We start from the raw sequence: 18,707 nt of genomic DNA, 5'->3' as shown, positions 1-18,707 counted from the left end.
ATGCCCGTCCGCCTCTCCCACCGCCCGTTCGCGGCCTCGATCCTTGCTATCGTTGCCGTCGGCGGGCTTGGCCTGTCGACGATCGCGCCCGAGGCGCCCGCCCGCGCGATCCCGGTGTTCGACGCCGGCAATTACAGCCAGAATCTGCTGACCGCGGCGCGGTCGCTGCAGCAGGTCAATAACCAGATCCGGTCGCTGCAGAACCAGGCGACATCGCTGCTCAACCAGGCGAAGAATCTCAGTCGGATCGACTTTCCCGAGTTGCAGGCGATCACCGCGACCCTCCAGCAGATCGACCAGCTGATGGGCCAGGCGCAGGGCATCCGCTTTCGCGCCGATGAGGTCGAAGCGCAGGTCCGGGCCCTGTTTCCCGATACGATCGACCAGACGCTTGGGGTGAACCGGCAGGCGATCGATGCGCGGGCGCGGCTCGACACCGCGATGGCCGCCTACCGGCAGAGCATGAGGGTCCAGGCGCGGGTGGTCGAGGATGTCGCCGCCGACGCCCGCACGCTGGCAGCGCTGGCTGCGCGCAGCCAGGGTGCCGAGGGCAGCCTCCAGGCTCAGCAGGCAACCAACCAGCTGCTCGCGCTCACCGCCAAGCAACAGTTCCAGATTCAGAACCTGATGGCATCGCAGTATCGCGCCGAGGCGATCGAGCAGGCGCGCCGCGTCCAGGCGCAGGCCGAGGCCCGCGCGTCGACCACCAGATTTCTCGGGTCGGGCTCGGCCTACACGCCCCAATAGGACCAGGCCCCGACGGCGGCGCCGCTGCGCCGTCGCCGCGGGGCGGGCGCCATGCTCCCCAGCGTCCGTCCCGCGGCATTGCATCCTTCCGACCGGACATGATCTGATGAACGACCTCAACGTCATCGACCGCTTCCTCCAGGCCTTCATCCGTTACATCGACAGCGGCTTCGGGCTGCTCGGCGGGGATGTCGGCTTCCTGACGACGACACTGATCGGGATCGACATCACCCTGGCCGGGCTGTTCTGGGCGATGGGCGGCGAGGGCGACGTCATCGCCCGCTTCCTGCGCAAGATCCTCTATGTCGGCGCCTTCGCGTTCATCCTCAACAGCTTCTCGACGCTGGCCGGGATCATCTTCCGCTCGTTCGCCGCCGCGGGGCTCACCGCCAGCGGTGGCGCGCTGTCGGCCGACGACCTGCTCCGGCCAGGGCGGCTGGCCGGCACCGGCTTCGCCGCGGCCTGGCCGCTGCTTGACCAGGCTTCGAAGCTGATGGGGTTCACCAGCTTCTTCGACAATTTCCTGACGATCGCGGTGCTGCTGTTCGCTTGGGCGCTCGTCATCATCGCCTTCTTCATCCTCGCGGTGCAGCTGTTCGTGACGATCGTCGAATTCAAGCTGACCACGCTGGCGGGCTTCGTGCTCGTCCCGTTTGCCCTTTGGAACCGGACCAGCTTTCTCGCCGAACGGGTGCTCGGCAATGTCGTCGCATCGGGCATCAAGGTGATGATGCTCGCGGTGATCGTCGGGATCGGCTCGAACTTCTTCGCCGAATTCGTCGCCGCGCTGCAAGGGCATGAACCCGATATCGGCCAGGCCATGAGCCTCGTGCTCGCCGCGCTGGCGCTGTTCGGGCTCGGGATTTTCGGACCCGGCATCGCCTCGGGGCTCGTGGCCGGGGCGCCGCAACTCGGCGCCGGCGCGGCGCTCGGCACCACGCTCGGCGCTGCCGGCCTCGCCTTCGCAGGCGGCGGCGCGGCGATGGCGGCGGCTCGCGGGATCGGCGGCGGCGCGCTCGGCGCGATCCGTGCCGGCACGTCGATGGGGGCCGCTGCCGGCGCCGCCTACCAACATGGCCAGGAGGCCAGCGGATCGGCGACGATGGGCGCCGGTCTAGGCGGGGTCGCCCGCGCCGCCGGAGGGGCGATGCGCCAGCGCGCCGGCGATCTGTTCGGCCTCGCCGCGGCGCGGGCATCCGGGCGCGCTGCGGCCGCATCGGCCTTTTCGGCAGACCCTGCCGCCAGTGGTGCCGGATCGGCGGGCGCTGCAACCGGGGTGCCGGCCTGGGCCGCGGCGATGCGCGCCCGGCAGGATGCGCGCCATCACCGCCAGGTTGCGATCCAGACCCTCAAGGATGGTGATCGCGGTGGCGCATCCGCCACCCCCGACATCAAGGAAAAGGAGGATTGAGCCGATGATCTTCAGGCGCAATGTCCAGCGCTACGGACGTAGCCCGGCACCCGAGACCCCCTATCAGCGCGCCGGTCAGCTGTGGGACGAGCGGATCGGCTCGGCACGGGTGCAGGCGCGCAACTGGCGGCTAATCGCGTTCGGCCTGCTCGGGCTGGCGACCGCGATGGCGGGCGGGCTGATCTGGCAGTCGCTGCAGAGCCGGGTCGTTCCTTATGTCGTCGAGGTCGACCGGCTCGGCGAGGCGAGGGCGGTGACGTCGGCCGAGGCCGGCTATCGCCCGACCGATCCGCAGATCGCCTGGCATCTAGCGCGCTTCATCGAGCATGTCCGTGGTATTTCGCTCGATCCGGTGCTGATGCGGGCCGACTGGCTGTCGGCTTTTGATTTCGCCACCCGGCGCGGCGGCGTCTTCCTCGGCGACTATGCGCGTTCGGCCGATCCGTTCGCGCGCATCGGCGAGCGCACGGTGTCGATTCAGGTGACGAGCGTCGTGCGCGCGTCGGATCGTTCCTTCCAGGTGAAGTGGCGCGAGACCGCTTTCGAGCATGGCAGCCCGGAGGGCGTGTCGCGCTGGACGGCGATCCTCGCCGTCGTGACGCGGCCGCCGGTCTCCGCCGATACGCTGCGGCGCAATCCGCTCGGCATCTATGTCGACGCCATCGACTGGAGCCGCGAACTCGACCCCGCGGAGTCGGGGGCGGCGCGGTCGCCCGCGCAGGCGTCGGCGTCGACCGTGCCGATGGGCTCGCCGCTGGACCCCAACCTCGCCCGCCTTTCCCCGCCCGTCAGCACGGAGACCCAGCCATGAACCGTATCGCCTCGCTTCCGACCTGCGTCGCCATTGCGTTTCTGCTGTCCGGCGCCGCCCCGCCCGCGGGTGGGCGGCAGGCCACCGGCGCCGACCACCCGGAGCTTGCGGCCGCGCGGTCGCATCCGGCGCACGCCGGACATGCGCTGCTGCCGGCCCGGGTCGTCGCGCAGGGTAACCGGGCGGCGACCCTCGAGCCGGCGCTGCCTTCCTATATCAATGCGGTACAGGTCTATCCGTTCAGCGAGGGCGTGATCTACCATGTCTACACCGCGCCCGAACGTGTGACCGACATCCTGTTGCAACCGGGGGAAGCGCTGGGCGCGGTTGCCAGTGGCGACACGGTCCGCTGGGTGGTCGGCGACGCCAGCAGCGGGACCGGCGACACCAAGCGGACCCATGTGCTGGTGAAGCCCTTCGCTGCCGGCCTTGCCACCAATCTCGTCATCACCACCGACCGGCGCAGCTATCATGTCGCGCTCACCAGCGGATCGGTCGCGATGACGGCCCTGTCCTGGTCCTATCCGCAGGATGCGTTGATCGCCCTCAAGCGCACGGTCGCGGTCGCCGACGCCGCAGCTGCGCCGCTCGCGGCATCCACGGGTCTGCCGGTCGAGCAACTCCGCTTCAACTATGTGCTGTCCGGTGATCGGCCGGGCTGGCGGCCGCTGCGCGCCTTCGATGACGGGCGCCAGACCTTTCTCGAATTTCCGCCGAGTCTTGCGCAGGGTGAAGCGCCGCCCCTGTTCGTCATCGGCCGCGACGGCGCGGCGCAGCTCGTCAATTACCGCGTGCGCGGCCGATATTATGTCGTCGACCGGATCTTCGACACCGCGGAGCTACGCCTCGGAACCAAGCACCAAGAGGTAGTGCGGATCCGCCGGATCATCGACGGCGGGCAGCCGTCATGACCGGGGGAGGCGATTCGGCTGCATCTGCGCCTGAGGTATCGCCGGCGAAGGCCGATCCGGAGAGCCTGGTTCTGCGGGCGCGGCCGCCCCGCGCGATCCGCTTCAGGCGTGGCATGGTGGTCGGCATCGCCGCGCTGGCATCGGTGAGCGTCGTCGCGACGGCGTGGGTGGCGCTGCAGCCGGCGGTGTTCCATCGCACTGTCGCGCGCGACGAGTCGGACGTTGCGGCCAGGCCGGCAACCGACGCTCTGGGAGGACTGCCGGCGACCTATGGCGATGCGCCGCGGCTGGGGCCACCGCTCCCGGGTGACCTGGGCCGCCCCATCCTCGAGCGACAGCGCCTGCTTGCCGCCGACGGAGGTGGGCCGGCGGTCGGACCTGGCCAGGCCACGATGCTCGAGCGCGAACGCAGGCTGGCCGAACGCAGGGCCGCCCGCGAATCGGCGCTGCTCTTCCCGTCAGCCGGCCCGACAGCGGCGCCGCCCGTGCCGGAGCCAGCGGCGCCCACGATGGCGTCGGGTGGCGAACATGAGACAAGGGTCGCGCTCGATCCCGCGCAGTATCCCAACGCGCAGCAGCGCAAGGTCGATTTTGTCGGGACGGCCGACCGGAGCGGGGACGTCAATCCGCATTCGCTCGTGGCGCCCATATCGCCTTATATCCTGTCCGCGGGCAGCGTGATCGCGGCCAGCCTCATTACCGGCCTGCGATCCGATCTCCCCGGCTTGGTGACAGCGCAGATCACCGAGCGGGTCTTCGACAGTGTCACCGGGCGTATTCTCCTGATCCCCCAGGGTGCCCGGCTGATTGGAAGCTATGATTCGGTGGTCGCCTTCGGCCAGAAGCGGGCGCTCGTGGTCTGGCAGCGGCTCATCCTGCCCAATGGACGATCGCTGCGCATCGACAATATACCGGCCGCTGATGCTGCCGGCTATGCCGGCCTTGCCGACAAGGTCGATTTCCACACATGGGCGCTGCTGAAGGGCGTTGTCCTGTCGACCTTGCTCGGGGTCGGAGCCGATCTCACATTTTCCGGCGAGAGCGATCTCGTTCAGGCGATCCGCGAGTCTACCCAGCAGAATGTCTCGCGCGCGGGTGATCAGCTGACCTCGAAGGATCTCGACGTACAGCCGACGATTACGATCCGGCCGGGCGCGTCGGTACGGCTCGTGGTCCATCACGATCTCGTTCTCGAACCCTGGAAGGAGTGAATCAATGGCGGACCTCAAGCTGTCAAAGCTGCCCGATCGGACGCCGACCAGACTGACGATCACGGTGATGCCTGATCTCAACGACGCGCTGCGTGACTATGCTGCGGCTTATGAGGCTGCCTATGGGCAGAAGGAGTCGGTTGCCGACCTCATTCCCGCAATGCTCGCAGCCTTTCTGGAGAGTGACCGCGTCTTTGTTAAGGGACGAAAGCCTGTCTCGCTTGGATGAATGGCGCCCCATTGATGAGGCGAACGGCGTTGCCGCTAATGCCGAGCAAACTCGCGAGCACATAGCTTCCGGGAAACCCTTGCCCGCAATGGCTCTGCGCTAACGGTTCTCGACGAACCAGCGGAGCGCGGCTTCATTGCGTCATGGATGCGCGCATCATCGAGCCAAAGCATGGGACGCGGTGCCTCCCGATAGGACCTTTCCCGCCCTGTATGGGCGCTCATCGAGGCAGGACCAGCGCGATAGGCGAACCCCTGTTTTGCAAATCTCTGCTGAGAGAGGGGGGGCGTCGATCGCGGACCAGCCCGGAGAAATCCTTTGAAGTCTGATCCGCGCCTTCGGGCGACACGCCGATCAGGTCAGGGTCTTGGGCGGATCTACCTCAGCATGCAGTCTCGGTTGGCTCAGCCGTCGGCGGCAAAGGGGGCGTTCGCCGGATCGGGTGCCGATGCGGGCGTAGTTCCAACGTCGTCGCGAAGTGCGGGCGAAGGCTTCCGTTCTAGTGGTGCGAGACTTGTCCGGATGAAACTCGATAGAAAAAGCTCGGCCGAACCGAGCCTGCAACAGCCTGTTTTTGGACGGAAAAGTCGAATGTTAGATTCCAAGGTAGGTGACGATAACGACCGAAACAGACGCTATAAATCAGATGCTTATCGTCCGAGTTCGAACCCCTCCCGGTCCGCGAGATTGACAGTCGATCGAAATGCTAACAATATGACGAACACGCGGATATAAGCGTTGGGAGGGGAGAGCAGCCGCAATGATCCAGCAACCGATCATCGTCCCGCCGCGAGACCGGCAATCCACAAATCTTCGGATCGTGGCTTTCCGGGGGGTGGCGATGTCGAGCCGCTGCGCGCGGTCGGAGTGACAACCGATCAATATGCAACTCGTCGACCGCTGTCCGCGATGAGGCGCCGGCCTCGAGAGGCCTTCCGCGCGGGCAAGCCCAGATAGACTCGATCGAAGGATCCCCAACATGAAGAAATTCGTCAACCATATCGACCATGTGGCCTGGATTTCGTGGCCAGAAACGCTCGAAGCCAATGTTGCGCTGCTCGAGCAGCTCTCGGACTGCAAACTCGAACGGTTTGAGCGCCAGGATATGGGATTCGTCATGTATCTCAATTGGGAGGCCGGGCTCGAGATCGTCGCCCCGTTGCCGACGCGGACCGACTTCAACCAGTTTCAATATGAGCATCTGGAAACCCGCGGCGAAGGCGTGATTGGCGTCGTCTTCGGGGTCAGGGATCTCGAGCGGCATCGGACCAGGCTCGAAGCGCTGGGGTTCGATGTCGGGCCGCTCATGGACGACCATCCCGACTCGCCGTGGCACGACAAGCTGGTTCTCAGGGAGCGCATTGCGGGAACCTTCCTTGGATCTCCGTTCATCCTTGGGGACATCGACTATCTCGATGGCCTGATCCCTTTCGAAGAGGCGTAATATCATGAGTTTTGAGGTTAAGGCCGGTGGCTTGGAAGACGCCGAACTCGCCGCGCACCTCGCCGAGGTGGCGGGGCGGATTCTGCTCGAGGTGCGCAAGTCGGGGATGTTCCCCGACAAGGCGCTGGGCAAGGCGGGCGACCAGACCGCCAACCAGTTCCTCGTCCACGCACTGCGCGCGCAGCGGCCCGACGACGGGCTGCTGAGCGAAGAGGAGAAGGACAATCCCGAGCGGCTCGCCAAGTCGCGGGTGTGGATCGTCGACCCGGTCGACGGCACCCGCGAATATGGCGAGCATCGCACCGACTGGGCGGTCCATGTCGGTCTGGCGATCGACGGGGTCGCCGAGATCGGCGCGGTGGCGCTGCCCGGGCTCGACCTCGTGCTGCGCACCGATCAGGTCGAGGCGGTGCCGCCGGCGCCGGCCAAGCTGCGCATGGTGGTCAGCCGCACCCGCCCCGCCAAGGAAGCGGTCGCGGTCGCCGAGAAGCTCGGCGCCGAACTGGTGCCGATGGGATCGGCCGGGGCCAAGGCGATGGCGATCGTGCGCGGCGAGGCCGATATCTATCTCCACACCGGCGGGCAATATGAGTGGGACAGCGCCGCGCCGATCGCAGTAGCGCGCGCCTACGGCCTGCACTGCTCGCGGATCGACGGCAGCCCGATGGTCTACAACAACCAGGACGTCTATCTGCCCGATCTGCTGCTGTGCCGGCACGAGCATGCCGCGAAGATACTCGACCTATTGGCCACCCCGCCCGTCAACCATTGAAGCTGCCGATCCTGCCTGGCGGCAGGCCGCTCGGCGCTACGCGATTTCAATGCAAGAAGGTGGGTGGATGATGAAAGCAGGACGAATTGCCCTGGTCACCGGCGGAGGGTCGGGAATGGGCAGGGCGACAAGCCTCAGGCTGGCGCGGGACGGCTTCGCAATCGCCGTGCTCGATATCGACGGCAAGGCGGCCGTCGCTGTCGCGGCCGAGATCGTCTCGGCCGGCGGTCGCGCGGTCGGCGTCGTCGCCGACATCGCCGACCGTCAAGCGGTCGCTGACTGTCTGGACAGCGTGCGCGGTGAACTCGGCCCGATCGCCGTCCTGATCAACAATGCGGCTGTGGAGAATTTCACCGCGTTCGCCGAGATCGACGAGGCCAATTGGGACCGTGTCATGAACGTGAACCTGCGCGGAACCTATCTGGTGACCAAGCAGGCCCTGCCCGACATGGTCGATGCAGGCTGGGGGCGCATTGTCAATGTGACGGCGATCGGTGCCCAGACCGGAGCGCCCAACATGGCCCATTACACGGCGTCGAAGGGAGGTCTGATCGCCATGACCCGGTCGCTCGCGGTCGAGTTCGGGGCGAAGGGAATCACGGTCAACAATGTTTCCCCGGGCTTCATCGACACGCCGATGGCGCGGCGCGCGATCGACGGCGACCTTTTTCCCGTGCCGTACCAGCAGATCATCGCCGGCTATCCCATTCCGCGGCTGGGGCGTCCGGAAGAGATCGCGGCGGCGTGCGCCTTTTTCGCGTCGGATGAGGCAGGCTATATCACCGGACAGATGTTGGGCGTGAACGGCGGCGCCGCCGTCTGAAGCTTGAGTGCCGGCCGACCCGCCTTTCCGGCCGACCTTCGAGGCGATCGCAAGCCTCAACCGGATGTCGCGAGGATGTGCTCCAGCGGTGTCGGACGCGGTTCGGTTCGAGAGGACATGCATCGAAATGCCACCGAGAGTTTCGACAGAGAGGCCGCTTGCCGTCGCCAACGAGATATCTGTCTCACAATATTGGTCGGCGCGTTGACGCCCGTCGGCTGCCTTGCTAACAAGGCGACGAACAAATAATTACAGGCTGGGCGCGGGCCGACCGGACAGAGATAACCGTCACTTAAGGCGGGTCCGGCTCCAGCGCGTCCTTTGGGAGGAGGATGTGTCGATGATCAAGGCCGGGAGTCTATCTATCATTGTGCTGCTTGCAGGTGCGTCTGGCACGGCACTCGCACAGAATAGCGTTTCGACAGCCGCAGCCGACGACCAGGCTGCGTCCGCGCAGCAGGACGCCGAGATCGTGGTGACGGCGCAGCGCCGCGCCGAGCGCTCCGTTGACGTGCCGATCACGGTCACCACGCTTGCCGCCGAACAGCTGTCGACCGCCAATGTTCGCGAGCTCGCCGACATCTCGAAGATCACGCCATCATTGCGGTTCGACAGCGCTGCCGCCTTCTCGCAGCCGACGATCCGCGGCATCGGCACCGCCGTCGTCACCTCGGGTGTCGGTTCGAACGTCGGCATTTATCTGGATGGCTTCTATTCGCCCAATCCTCTCGCGGCCAACAGCCAGTTGCTGAACGTCCAGAGCGTCCAGGTCCTCAAGGGTCCCCAAGGCACGTTGTTCGGTCGCAACACCACCGGCGGCGCCATCCTGATCCAGTCCGCGGATCCGAGCGAAGAGCCGGCAGCGCGGGTCAAGGCATCCTATGGCCGGTTCAATCAGTTCGTCACCCAGGGCTACGCGACCTATGGTCTGGGGGCCGGCCTCGCCTTCGATATCGAAGGCATGTATCGCCATGGCAGCGGCTTCCAGACCAATATCGTCGACGGCAACGACCGGATCGGTCGCTACGAGGCCTGGTCGGTGCGGGCCGGGCTGAAGGCGCAGCTGTCCGACAATGCGTCGGTCCTGATCCGCTATCTTCATGGCGATATCGACGATCCGACCGCGGTGAACGCCGCGACCTATCTCGATCCCAAGCTCGGGATCGGCGCGCCAAACTTCGCACCGGCCGGCAGCTATACGACGGATCCCGACGAGGTCGCCCGGAGCCGGTCGGGCGTCTTCACCTCGATCAACAACACGGTCCAGGGCACGATCAAGCTCGACCTGGGCTTTGGCGACCTTACCTCCTACACCCAATATCGCTCGGAAGACGTCAATCTGTCGCAGGATCTCGATTCCACCGGGCTTGCGCTTTTCCAGATCGGCATCCCGGTTCTCAACAAGACCTTCAGCCAGGAACTGCTGCTCAATTCCAAGCCGTCGGCGCGCCTGCAATGGACGGGCGGGCTGTTCTACTTCGCGAACAAGGACCGTTATCGGACCTTCCTCGATACGACCAGCGCCTCGCGCGATCCCACCGGGCCGACCCGTCTCGGCGGGTCGAGCACCACCACCAAAAGCTATGCCGCGTTCGTCGATGGAACCTATGAGCTGACCGAACAGCTGTTCGTGACCGCCGGCGCGCGCTACGCCCACGACAGCGTTGTCGGCGCCTATTACAATATCGGCGCGACGGTGATCGATGTGCCCTCGATCAGCAGCAACACGATCACCCCCAGGGTCGTGCTCCGCTACAAGCCGACCGACCAGTCGAGCGTCTATGTGTCGTACACCAAGGGGTATAAGGCCGCGATCATCGATGTCGGCGGTTCGTGTCAGAACCCTCCGGCCTTCAAGTGCAACGACGTCAAGCCCGAGAATGTGAACGCGTTCGAGGTCGGGGCCAAATATGACGACCGGCAATTGTCGATCGAGGCCGCGGGTTTCTATTATGACTACAAGAATCTGCAGGTCTCGAGCTATCTCGCCGACGGTCGCGCGAACATCACCAACGCGGCCAGCTCCGAGATCTACGGGCTCGAGGGCTCGTTCCGCTACGCCCTGAGCAGCAGCTTCGACCTGAACGGCGGGGCGTCATGGACGCACGCACGCTACAAGACGTTCAACAATGCCCCGGTCTATGTCCGCTGTCCGACGGTTGCGGGCTGCGGGCTGGGAACATCCTTCTTCATCCCGGCCGGCACGACGCTGCGCAATGTGACGATGCAGCGGACACCCGCATTCACCGGCAACGCCGGTGCGCGGTACCGGACCGATCTCGCTGGCGGCGAGTTCCAGCTCACCGGAAATCTCTATTACACGTCGCGCTTCTATTTCGGCCCGTCGGGCGTGCAGTTCCCGCAAAAGGGCTATGAGATCGCGTCGGCACGCGCGCAGTGGACTGATCCAAGCAAGACCTACACGGTCGCACTTTGGGGCGACAATCTCACCAACAAGCGCTACCGCACCGCGGTGCAGTATAACAGCTTCGGCCTTGGCGCGAATTGGAACCTGCCCGTCACCTATGGCGTGGAGGTGAGCGCACGCTTCTGAAGACCGACCGTTACCCATCGGCGCCGCGTCGAACCTCGGGGCGGACCGATACCGGCGCCGCCCCGACAACCGCCTGGGGCGCGATCGAGACCGCGCGGCCGTTCCCCATCGCGCCGTGTGCCCCTGCGACGCTGTCACTGACCGCATGAAGCGGCCCAGGGCAGCGTCTCCTTTTTCATCCGCATGTTGGCCGTCGGCCCGTGATCCCGTCGGGCGCGCCTGCCCGCCGCGGTTCGAGACAACCCGTCGCCCGTCCATCGCTTCGAAATCGACCGGCCCCGCCCCGAGGGTCTCATCGATCCGATGGGCACCCAGAATGCACGAGGCCGAGCGCGTCATAGGACGGGTCGGCGCCCGAGCGGCAGCCGCTGATCATCGGGTTGCCCGCCAGCCAATCGACATCGCCATCCAGGCTGACGGTCCAGTCCTTGATCGTTACCCGCTTCTCGATCCGCCACTCGCTGTCGCGGCGGACCAGGCGATCGACGTAGCGCCCGCCCAGTTGATGGCAGCGCCGCTCTCCATTCAGCGCGGTCATGGTCGTCACCGCCAGGAAGTAGGTCTCGGCGGCGGCCTGGTCGCCGTCGACCTTGATCTGGGACTGGCCGAGCAGGTGCGACAATGTGTCGCAGGTCGCGCGGATGCGCTCGGTCATCACCCGCGCGAAGTCGGCGCCGGTCGCCTGGACATCGCCATGATCGTCCCAGCTGTCGACGGCGTAGACGTCGGCCATGCGATGCTCGTCGCAGCGATCACAACCATGACAATATTGGGCCAGAAGGCAGCGAATCTCGTGATGGGCCAGCATCTCCTCGAGCCTCGGATCCATCCTCTCCCTCCTTGGTCGATGCCGGTGTCGTCGGCTTGTGATCTTGCGCTCGTCGCTTCCGGCTAACGGATGACGAGGGGATAGTGGACGTGCGGCACAACCTGATGGGTGTCGCGATAGGATGGCGGCTGGCGGCCTCCCGCATCGCGGATCCCGTATTCGCGCGCGAGTTCGGCGCCGATCAGCGTCAGACCGTTGCGTTTCGGCAGGTCTGGGTCATTGTAGAGAGCCCAGGCGATGTGGCCGGTGAATTCCGGCGTCTCGATCTGCTCGCGCAGATATCCGAATTTTGCCGGATCGGCCTCGATCATCGCGAGCATCCGGTCGGTCGCCAGCGCCCCCATCCATATCGAGACCGAGGCGACCGGAAGGCCGGCCTGGCCGAAGTCGACCGCCATGTCGAACGCCATCTTGTCGATCCCGGCCTTGTGCGCGCCATAAGCCGGACCCAGTGAATAGTGCGCGGCGCCGGACGCCGATGTGAACAGGATCAGCCCACGGTCCTGCCGGGCCATGATTGGCGCCGCGAACCAACTCGCGACATAGCTGCTGCGAATGCCGACATCGATCATGTCGGCGAGTTTCAGCGGCTTCTCCCAGAAATTGCCTGGCATGCTGAGTTCGTCATGGACCGCGGCGGCGTTGTTGACGAGGATGTCGAGCCGGCCGGTCTCGGCGTCAACCTGGGCGAACAGCGCCTGGACCTGTCCATCGTCGCCATGGTCGCAGCGGACGGCGATGCCTCGCCCGCCCACCGCCGTCACCGCCTCCGCGGTCTCGTAGATGGTTCCGGGCAGGGCGTGGTCGCCAGCCTTTTCGGAACGACCGGTGACGTACACCGTGCATCCATGGCACCCGAGTGCGATCGCGATGCCGCGCCCCGCGCCCCTGCTGGCGCCGGTGACAATGGCCACAGGCCCTGGTTCGGTCATGTCTTTTCCTCTCATGGGTGATAGCGGATGGCAGGTCGATCAGCCCTGTCGGGCCACACGGGCGCCGGTTCGAGCAGGACGTCGAAACCGACGATGTCGCGGGATCGCAGCAACCGGACCGCCCACGGGAGCGGGCGGGCGAGAACGTCTGATTGGCATTCGACAAGCTCGATCGCGTGCCGGATGCAGCGATCGGACACCAGACCGGGCCTGTCCGTCGTGAACGCTATGGCCATCACGCCATCGCCCCGGTCCGACAGGAACCGCGCCGCTTCGCAATTGTCGGAGCGCGGTCGGCAATATTCGATCTCGAGGCCGCCGAGGCACAGCCTGAACGAGTCCCCCGCCGGACCTTGCGCGATAGCGTAGGCTTTGCTGCGGCTGGCGGGCGAGAACAACATCGACAGGTTCGACCAGGTCCGTTCGAGATCGGCGACCGCGACGATGAGGCGATCGAACAGAAGGTTGCCGTCGCCGACGACGGGCCGGGGATGGACGAAAGCCGGAAATTGCGCCGACTGGCGGGTGAAGCTGAGGAAGTTCGGTTCCATCAGTTCAAGATCGAACCCGATCAGGTGACGCGATCCCATGAACAGGAAGCTGCGGTCGGCGGCACCGGTGCGGCTGTTCGCATGTCCATAGTCGGTTATCGTCCGGGCGACCGAACTTGGTCCTTCGAGTCTCGTCGCCGCGCCGAGCGAAGTCAGCAGCGACCGGGCATGGTCATGGTCATCGACGAAGAAATTGAGATTGGTGACGCATGGCCCGAAGCGCTCGAGATCGGCCTGATGCAGGGAGGGGAAACCATTGAAGCTGAGCGCCGGCGACGGGCGGTTGATCTGGAATACGACCTCGCCGCAGTCGATATGGTCGACGTCATAGGCATCACCGGGAACCAGTCCGGCGATTTCCCGGGCCAGCGTCTGCTCGATCGGTCCGCCGCCCAATATGTCGATCATGAACGCGCGCGCACCATCGAGATCGGCCACGCTCGTCTCGACCTGCGTGCAACTGTGCAGCAGCGAAATGGTCATCGTGGGCTGGGGCGGTGAGGGTTGGCCGGTGCCGCCGGCGCGCCGGCGCAGGATGCTGTCGGCCGTCCCCCTTCGGCCAGATGAGGCGCGTCGAGCCTCATCGCCAAGGCAACCGGAATGGCACCGACGCCATGATCAGGCGATGGCGAAGCGGGCTGGCTCGATCCTCGAGCCCGGCACCTCGGAGCGCCCGCGATACAGGAAGGAATTGCGCGCGGTGATCTCGCCGCCCTCCTTGAGGGTGTCGCCGCCGTCGGCGGGAACCGAGTTCAGATAGATGTCGCGCATGTCCGCACCGCCGAACCGCAGTTGCGTCACCGAGCCCGAGGGTGCGGCGACCTGCGGCAGCACTGTCCCGTCGGGCCGGACGCGTGTCACATGGTTCGATCGGAAGCCGGTTATCCAGACATTGCCCTCAGCATCGAGCGCCATGCCGTCGACATCGTCCTTGTCGAGGAACAGGCGCTTGTTGCCGAGGCCGAGGCCATCGTCGACATCGAACGCCCAGGTGCAATGGAAGGTGTCGTTGCAGTAGAGGCGAGCCGCGGTCGGATCATATATGATGCCGTTGGAGAAGCCGATTCCGTCCGCCAGCCTGATCACGTCCCGCTGGACGGTCAGGCGATAGAGCGAAGTCGGTCTCGTCGATTCGCCTTTGATCACCATCTCGATATCGTTGGTGCCGAAGAAAATCCCGCCGGTGCCGTCGGGAACCATCTCGTTGATGCCATTGATCGGCTGCCCGTCGATCTCGGACAGCAACCAGCCCGACTTGCCGGTCTCGGGATCGTTCCACATGATACCGCCCTCGCCCGTCGACAGGACGCAGCCGTCATCATTCATGAGGATGCCGCCCGTCCACATGCGGCCTTCGTTGAAAGAGCCGAAACTGGAGCCGTCGGGCCTGACACCATGGATTCCGCCGGCGATGACGTCGCTATACCAGATGACGTCGCGCGCATGGTCGATCGCCAGCCCCTCCAGATAGAGTCCGGCGGCGATCGCCGTGAAACCGCCGCTTGCTTCGTCCGCCATCGTCACCACTCTCCTGCCGCACCTGTCGGCGCTGTTGATCCGGTCGGGCCGACCGCGCGAGGCACCGCCGGCCATCCGGATTTCGTCACCTTGTTAGCGGCGCATGAGGCTGTCAAGGCCGCATGCCTCGCGGCTTTCGAAGCGTCGCGGACTGCGCCGCCACCACCCTCCTGCGGCGCCTCGACCGCTACGCGGCCATGCCCTGGCTGATGGCGCGATATGTGCGCTGCAGAAATCGCCAGCGGCCATCCTCGAACAGCAGTTCGTCTTCGTAGACACCGCACATCGTCATCATGCCACCGGCGGTCATCGTCATATGCTCGAGCACTGCACAGGATGTCTGCGCCCGGTCTCCGCTGATTTCGATCGCGCCGAGCTCGTTGAAAGCGGCCACACTGCTGAAGCTGAGCCAGGTCGCATCCCAGGTCTGCTCGAGCGCCGGGCGACCGCTGACGTTGAAATGGGGCGTGTTCCAGCAGCCTTGCTGCGCCCAGCAGGCGATCCACGCGGGCAGATCCCGCTTGGCTGCCGCGAGCGCATAGCGCCCGTAAAGCTCACGAACCAAATAGCCGGCTTCCACCATTCCCATGTCGGGCATCGTCGCATCTCCAGTCGCCGTCGGGCTTATCGTTGAAAGCGTCTTGCGGCGCGGATTGCCCACCCCTAAACGCAATGCTAACATACCGACGAACAAAACGGTTGGCCAGCCCAAATGCGTGGTCGATGGCCCGATGCATTCGGTGATCAGACCGTTCCGATTGCAACGCGACAATGAGGTGAGGATCGATGCAGACTTCAGAACCGGACTTTTTCAGCGACCCCGCCGTCATCGAAAATCCGCGCGAATATTTCCACATGATGCGCGCGCGGTGCCCGGTGGCGCACGAGGCGCATCAGGGCACGCTGATGGTGACCGGCTTCGACCAGGCAATGGAGGTCCTGCGTGACCAGGCCGGAGTCTATTCCAATGCCTGTTCGGTGGTCGGCCCGATCCCGGGATTGCCATTCGAACCCGAAGGCGGTGACATCCGCGAGATGCTCGAAGCGTTTCGCGCCGATATGCCATGGGCGGACCATCTCGTTTGCATGGACGGCAAAAGGCACACGGCGCACCGCATGATCCTCGGCGGACTGCTGACCCATAAGCGGCTCAAGCAGAACGAGGATTATCTCCGTGGCCTGGCTGACCGCCTCATCGACGGATTCATCACCGAGGGCGCCTGCAATGTCGTGCCGGCCTATGCGCATGCGACAACCACCTATGCCATCTCCGATCTCATGGGCATTCCCGTCGGGGATCGCGCCGAGCTGCTCGAACTGATCGGGGCGCCGCCGAGCCAGGTGGACGGCGATGCGGTCCACAAGATCGGTGCCGATCCGCTGATCTTCATGAAGCCGCGCTTCGACCAATATCTGCGCGAGCGGCTGCAGGACCCGCGCGAGGATCTGCTGACCGAACTCGCCCATGCGCGCTTCAAGGACGGCTCCGCGCCCGACTTCGATGCGTTGTCGGCCCTCGCGCGCTTTCTCTTCGGAGCCGGCCAGGATACCACGTCGCGACTGATCGCGATGGCGATCCTGATCCTGGCCGAGGATAGCGAGCTTCAACAGCGCCTGCGCCTCGAGCCCGAGCGCATTCCCGATTTTATCGAGGAGGCGCTCCGTTTCGACGCGCCAGTCAAGACCGCCTATCGGCTCGCGCTTGCGGATACTCAGATCGGCGATGTGGCGGTTGCCGCGGGGACGATCGTGACAGTGGCGCTGACGGCGGCGAGCAACGACCCGGCCCATTTCGAACAACCGGACTCGTTCGATATCGATCGTCCGCATGTCCGCGATCATATGGGGTTCAGCCGGGGTTCGCATGGTTGCCTGGGGGCGCCGCTCGGCAGGATGGAGTCGCGCATCGCGGTCGAGCGGCTGCTGGCCCGGACGTCGATGATCCGCCTGTCCGATGCGCATCATGGCCCGGCCGGCGACCGTCGCTTCCGCTTCGAGCCGACCTACACATTCCGCAGCCTGCAGGATCTGCATATCGAGTTTGCGCCGGCGTGATCGCTGCGGCCGGCACGGGCGGCGGGACATCGTCGAAGGTCGGCGATCACGTCCGGGGCCCGTGCCGGAGGAATGCCGGCCTGCTATCCTGTGGCCGGCCAAGCGAGGCTAGGCCGTCTCTCCGGCATCGACCAGCAGGGTGCTGCCGGTCATGAACATCGCCATATCCGAAGCGCAGAACAGAACGGCCCGGGCGATGTCGTCTGGCACGCCGACCCGGCCCAGCATGGAGCTGAGAGTCGCGGCGATCTCGGATCGGACGCGCTCGGGCAGGGCATCGAGCGCGGCCCGATTGCCCTCGGTCTCGCAAAAAGTCGGGGCGACGCCGAGCACGCGGATGTCATGGGGGGCCAATTCGATCGCCAGCTGCTTGTTGAGCCCGCGCACGCCGTGTTTCGAGGCGACATAGGCCGCCACTCCGGGGGCGACGCCCTTGAAGCCGGCGGTCGACACAACGTTGATGATGACGCCGCCATGCCCGGCCGCGACCATCCGCTGGGCCGCCTCCCTCGCGCTGACGAAAACGCCGCGCAGATTCACCGCCATGACGTCGTTCCAGATCTGATCGGTCATCTCGAACAGCGAGATGTTCGGATAGAGGCCGGCATTGTTGACCCAGATATCGAGCCCGCCGAGCTCGCGCGCGGCAAGGTCTGCCGCGGCGGCGATCGACGCGCTGTCGGTGACATCGAGCCGGGTCGAGATAACTCGGCCCGGATATTGCCGGTCCAGCTCCTCCGCCGCCTCGGCGGCCTGGTCCTCGCGGATATCGGCGACCAGAACTGCGGCGCCCGCTTCGGCGAGGCGTCGTACCATCGCCTTGCCCAGACCCTGGGCGCCGCCGGTAACGACCGCGCACCGGCCGGCCAGCGAGACAAGCTGGGCGATACTGTTCTGCGAGACATCGGCAACGGCCATGCTCATAAACTCCTGATGGGATAAGGCCGATGTCGAAGATGTCGTTCGACGATGCGGGGGAGGGATCTCGTCGGGACGGGGTGGTCGCAGGGCTTCGCGATTGCGGTGATAAATCTCACAATGGCGTGCCCTGCGGCTCGCCTCACAGCATCGTCGCGCCGCCCTCGACCCCGATCGTCTGGCCGGAGACATAATCGGAATCGTCGCTCGCGAGGAAGATCGCGGTCGGCGCGATATCGTCCGGCGTGCCGAACTTGCCCATCGCCACTCGAGCGAGTTCGGCATCATAGGAGTTGCTCTGCTCGAGATACCAGATCGCTTTCGGCGAAAGCGCCGAAGGCAGGATCGTGTTGACCCTGATCTTGTGCTTTCCCCATTCGCGCGCGCCGGTCTTGGTCAGTGCGCGGATCGCTTCCTTGCTGGCCGCATAGGCGAGGAATCCCGGCTCGCAGCGAATTCCGTAGCTCGATCCCATGTTGATGATCGAGCCGCCGCCCTGGTCTCGCATATGGGGGAAGCAGAGCTGCATCAGCTGCAGCGAGCCCATGAAGGCCGACTGGATGTCGATCATGCAATTCTCCTCCATCCGCGCATCCTCGAGCGGCAGATAGTCGGTGAAGCTGTGGGCATTGTTGACGAGAATATCGATGCGGCCCCACTCGGCCAGCGTGCGCGTGACGACCATTTCGGATTGGGCCTTGTCCCCCGCGATCGCCTCGAGCGCCAGCACTTCGCCGCCATCGGCACGGATCCCGGCGGCGACCTCGTCGAGCTTGCTCCGCGTGCGCCCCGTGATGACCACCTGGGCGCCCTCCGCGGCATAGCCACGCGCTATCGCTTCGCCGATGCCCTGGCCGGCTCCGGTGATGATCGCAACCTTCCCCTTCAGGCGCGATGTGGTTCCCTTCACGGCAAATCTCCTAATCTGGTTGTTCGTCATCATGTTAGCGCGCCGTCCGGAGACGGTCAATCGGCGCGGCGGCCACCGCGT

Annotated in this window: 18 protein-coding genes; 12 read left to right on the top strand and 6 right to left on the bottom strand. The window is 65.5% G+C overall.

The genetic code is table 11. From position 1 onward, the window contains the following. The 10 genes from trbJ to AC1RM6_RS28285 all read left to right on the top strand — a co-directional run bounded on the left by trbJ (position 1) and on the right by AC1RM6_RS28285 (position 10,913). Complete coding sequence (trbJ, locus tag AC1RM6_RS28330) at positions 1 to 747, top strand: P-type conjugative transfer protein TrbJ (protein WP_493107618.1); 747 nt, start codon at positions 1 to 3, stop codon at positions 745 to 747. 106 nt (positions 748 to 853) lie between these two features. Further along, entirely contained in the window at positions 854 to 2,158 is a 1,305-nt protein-coding gene (gene trbL, locus AC1RM6_RS28325) for a P-type conjugative transfer protein TrbL (RefSeq protein WP_493107616.1), read from the top strand. Between the two features lie 4 nt (positions 2,159 to 2,162). Continuing rightward, positions 2,163 to 2,969 carry a conjugal transfer protein TrbF gene (gene trbF / locus AC1RM6_RS28320; RefSeq protein ID WP_493107614.1) on the top strand — a complete coding sequence of 269 codons (807 nt, stop codon included), beginning with the start codon at positions 2,163 to 2,165 and terminating at the stop codon, positions 2,967 to 2,969. Then, complete coding sequence (gene trbG, locus AC1RM6_RS28315; protein ID WP_493107612.1) at positions 2,966 to 3,880, top strand: P-type conjugative transfer protein TrbG; 915 nt, start codon at positions 2,966 to 2,968, stop codon at positions 3,878 to 3,880. The genes trbF and trbG overlap by 4 nt, the downstream gene beginning before the upstream one ends. Next, positions 3,877 to 5,091, top strand: coding sequence for a TraB/TrbI/VirB10 family type IV secretion system protein (locus tag AC1RM6_RS28310; protein ID WP_493107610.1), 1,215 nt, complete (start codon positions 3,877 to 3,879; stop codon positions 5,089 to 5,091). The genes trbG and AC1RM6_RS28310 overlap by 4 nt, the downstream gene beginning before the upstream one ends. Positions 5,092 to 5,095: 4 nt before the next feature. Beyond that, positions 5,096 to 5,320: a DUF2274 domain-containing protein gene (locus tag AC1RM6_RS28305; protein WP_493107608.1), complete on the top strand. Its 225-nt coding sequence runs from the start codon at positions 5,096 to 5,098 to the stop codon at positions 5,318 to 5,320. A gap of 979 nt (positions 5,321 to 6,299) precedes the next feature. Beyond that, entirely contained in the window at positions 6,300 to 6,764 is a 465-nt protein-coding gene (locus AC1RM6_RS28300; RefSeq protein WP_493107605.1) for a hypothetical protein, read from the top strand. Between the two features lie 4 nt (positions 6,765 to 6,768). Continuing rightward, positions 6,769 to 7,536, top strand: a complete 768-nt coding sequence (locus AC1RM6_RS28295; RefSeq protein ID WP_493107601.1) for a 3'(2'),5'-bisphosphate nucleotidase CysQ — start codon at positions 6,769 to 6,771, stop codon at positions 7,534 to 7,536. A gap of 67 nt (positions 7,537 to 7,603) precedes the next feature. After that, the gene (locus AC1RM6_RS28290; protein ID WP_493107599.1) at positions 7,604 to 8,359 is read left to right on the top strand and encodes an SDR family NAD(P)-dependent oxidoreductase; all 756 of its coding nucleotides are present in this window, start codon (positions 7,604 to 7,606) and stop codon (positions 8,357 to 8,359) included. A 475-nt stretch (positions 8,360 to 8,834) separates the two neighbouring features. After that, the gene (locus AC1RM6_RS28285) at positions 8,835 to 10,913 is read left to right on the top strand and encodes a TonB-dependent receptor (protein ID WP_493107597.1); all 2,079 of its coding nucleotides are present in this window, start codon (positions 8,835 to 8,837) and stop codon (positions 10,911 to 10,913) included. A 292-nt stretch (positions 10,914 to 11,205) separates the two neighbouring features. On the opposite strand, the gene AC1RM6_RS28280 is transcribed toward AC1RM6_RS28285, so the two are convergent. Together AC1RM6_RS28280 and AC1RM6_RS28275 are read right to left on the bottom strand one after the other, a co-directional pair. Beyond that, entirely contained in the window at positions 11,206 to 11,742 is a 537-nt protein-coding gene (locus AC1RM6_RS28280) for a nuclear transport factor 2 family protein (protein ID WP_493107595.1), read from the bottom strand. Positions 11,743 to 11,804: 62 nt separating this feature from the next. After that, the gene (locus AC1RM6_RS28275) at positions 11,805 to 12,674 is read right to left on the bottom strand and encodes an SDR family NAD(P)-dependent oxidoreductase (protein ID WP_493107593.1); all 870 of its coding nucleotides are present in this window, start codon (positions 12,672 to 12,674) and stop codon (positions 11,805 to 11,807) included. A gap of 152 nt (positions 12,675 to 12,826) precedes the next feature. Here AC1RM6_RS28275 and AC1RM6_RS28270 point away from each other — a divergent pair, with 152 nt between their 5' ends. Continuing rightward, positions 12,827 to 13,726, top strand: coding sequence for a hypothetical protein (locus AC1RM6_RS28270; protein WP_493107591.1), 900 nt, complete (start codon positions 12,827 to 12,829; stop codon positions 13,724 to 13,726). Between the two features lie 117 nt (positions 13,727 to 13,843). On the opposite strand, the gene AC1RM6_RS28265 is transcribed toward AC1RM6_RS28270, so the two are convergent. Both AC1RM6_RS28265 and AC1RM6_RS28260 read right to left on the bottom strand, forming a co-directional pair. After that, complete coding sequence (locus AC1RM6_RS28265) at positions 13,844 to 14,743, bottom strand: SMP-30/gluconolactonase/LRE family protein (protein ID WP_493107589.1); 900 nt, start codon at positions 14,741 to 14,743, stop codon at positions 13,844 to 13,846. A gap of 187 nt (positions 14,744 to 14,930) precedes the next feature. After that, entirely contained in the window at positions 14,931 to 15,341 is a 411-nt protein-coding gene (locus AC1RM6_RS28260) for a nuclear transport factor 2 family protein (RefSeq protein ID WP_493107587.1), read from the bottom strand. A 308-nt stretch (positions 15,342 to 15,649) separates the two neighbouring features. On the opposite strand from AC1RM6_RS28260, the gene AC1RM6_RS28255 reads away from it, so the two are divergent. Next, positions 15,650 to 16,798, top strand: coding sequence for a cytochrome P450 (locus tag AC1RM6_RS28255; RefSeq protein ID WP_493107663.1), 1,149 nt, complete (start codon positions 15,650 to 15,652; stop codon positions 16,796 to 16,798). A 108-nt stretch (positions 16,799 to 16,906) separates the two neighbouring features. Here the strand turns inward: AC1RM6_RS28255 and AC1RM6_RS28250 are convergent, their stop codons facing one another. Both AC1RM6_RS28250 and AC1RM6_RS28245 read right to left on the bottom strand, forming a co-directional pair. Further along, on the bottom strand, positions 16,907 to 17,908 hold the full coding sequence (locus AC1RM6_RS28250) for an SDR family NAD(P)-dependent oxidoreductase (protein WP_493107585.1): 1,002 nt from the start codon (positions 17,906 to 17,908) through the stop codon (positions 16,907 to 16,909). After that, complete coding sequence (locus tag AC1RM6_RS28245; protein WP_493107582.1) at positions 17,859 to 18,626, bottom strand: SDR family NAD(P)-dependent oxidoreductase; 768 nt, start codon at positions 18,624 to 18,626, stop codon at positions 17,859 to 17,861. Before AC1RM6_RS28245 ends, AC1RM6_RS28250 begins: the two co-directional genes overlap by 50 nt. Positions 18,627 to 18,707 lie beyond the last annotated feature (81 nt).

It is taken from the genome of Rhizorhabdus sp. GW822-FHT03C02 (genome assembly GCF_058801765.1).
The sequence above is the reverse complement of the archived record's forward strand: the minus strand, read 5'-3'. Positions and strand labels throughout refer to the sequence as shown.

Excerpts from the sequence above, each read along its gene's own strand:
- AC1RM6_RS28250 (WP_493107585.1), bottom strand. The coding sequence starts at position 17,908 with ATGTCTCCGGCCAGACGATCGGGGTCGAGGGCGGCGCGACGATGCTGT.
- trbG (WP_493107612.1), top strand. The coding sequence starts at position 2,966 with ATGAACCGTATCGCCTCGCTTCCGACCTGCGTCGCCATTGCGTTTCTG.
- AC1RM6_RS28275 (WP_493107593.1), bottom strand. The coding sequence starts at position 12,674 with ATGACCGAACCAGGGCCTGTGGCCATTGTCACCGGCGCCAGCAGGGGC.
- trbJ (WP_493107618.1), top strand. The coding sequence starts at position 1 with ATGCCCGTCCGCCTCTCCCACCGCCCGTTCGCGGCCTCGATCCTTGCT.
- AC1RM6_RS28290 (WP_493107599.1), top strand. The coding sequence starts at position 7,604 with ATGATGAAAGCAGGACGAATTGCCCTGGTCACCGGCGGAGGGTCGGGA.
- AC1RM6_RS28280 (WP_493107595.1), bottom strand. The coding sequence starts at position 11,742 with ATGGATCCGAGGCTCGAGGAGATGCTGGCCCATCACGAGATTCGCTGC.
- trbF (WP_493107614.1), top strand. The coding sequence starts at position 2,163 with ATGATCTTCAGGCGCAATGTCCAGCGCTACGGACGTAGCCCGGCACCC.
- AC1RM6_RS28295 (WP_493107601.1), top strand. The coding sequence starts at position 6,769 with ATGAGTTTTGAGGTTAAGGCCGGTGGCTTGGAAGACGCCGAACTCGCC.
- AC1RM6_RS28265 (WP_493107589.1), bottom strand. The coding sequence starts at position 14,743 with ATGGCGGACGAAGCAAGCGGCGGTTTCACGGCGATCGCCGCCGGACTC.
- AC1RM6_RS28310 (WP_493107610.1), top strand. The coding sequence starts at position 3,877 with ATGACCGGGGGAGGCGATTCGGCTGCATCTGCGCCTGAGGTATCGCCG.
- AC1RM6_RS28260 (WP_493107587.1), bottom strand. The coding sequence starts at position 15,341 with ATGCCCGACATGGGAATGGTGGAAGCCGGCTATTTGGTTCGTGAGCTT.
- trbL (WP_493107616.1), top strand. The coding sequence starts at position 854 with ATGAACGACCTCAACGTCATCGACCGCTTCCTCCAGGCCTTCATCCGT.
- AC1RM6_RS28300 (WP_493107605.1), top strand. The coding sequence starts at position 6,300 with ATGAAGAAATTCGTCAACCATATCGACCATGTGGCCTGGATTTCGTGG.
- AC1RM6_RS28255 (WP_493107663.1), top strand. The coding sequence starts at position 15,650 with ATGGTGACCGGCTTCGACCAGGCAATGGAGGTCCTGCGTGACCAGGCC.
- AC1RM6_RS28305 (WP_493107608.1), top strand. The coding sequence starts at position 5,096 with ATGGCGGACCTCAAGCTGTCAAAGCTGCCCGATCGGACGCCGACCAGA.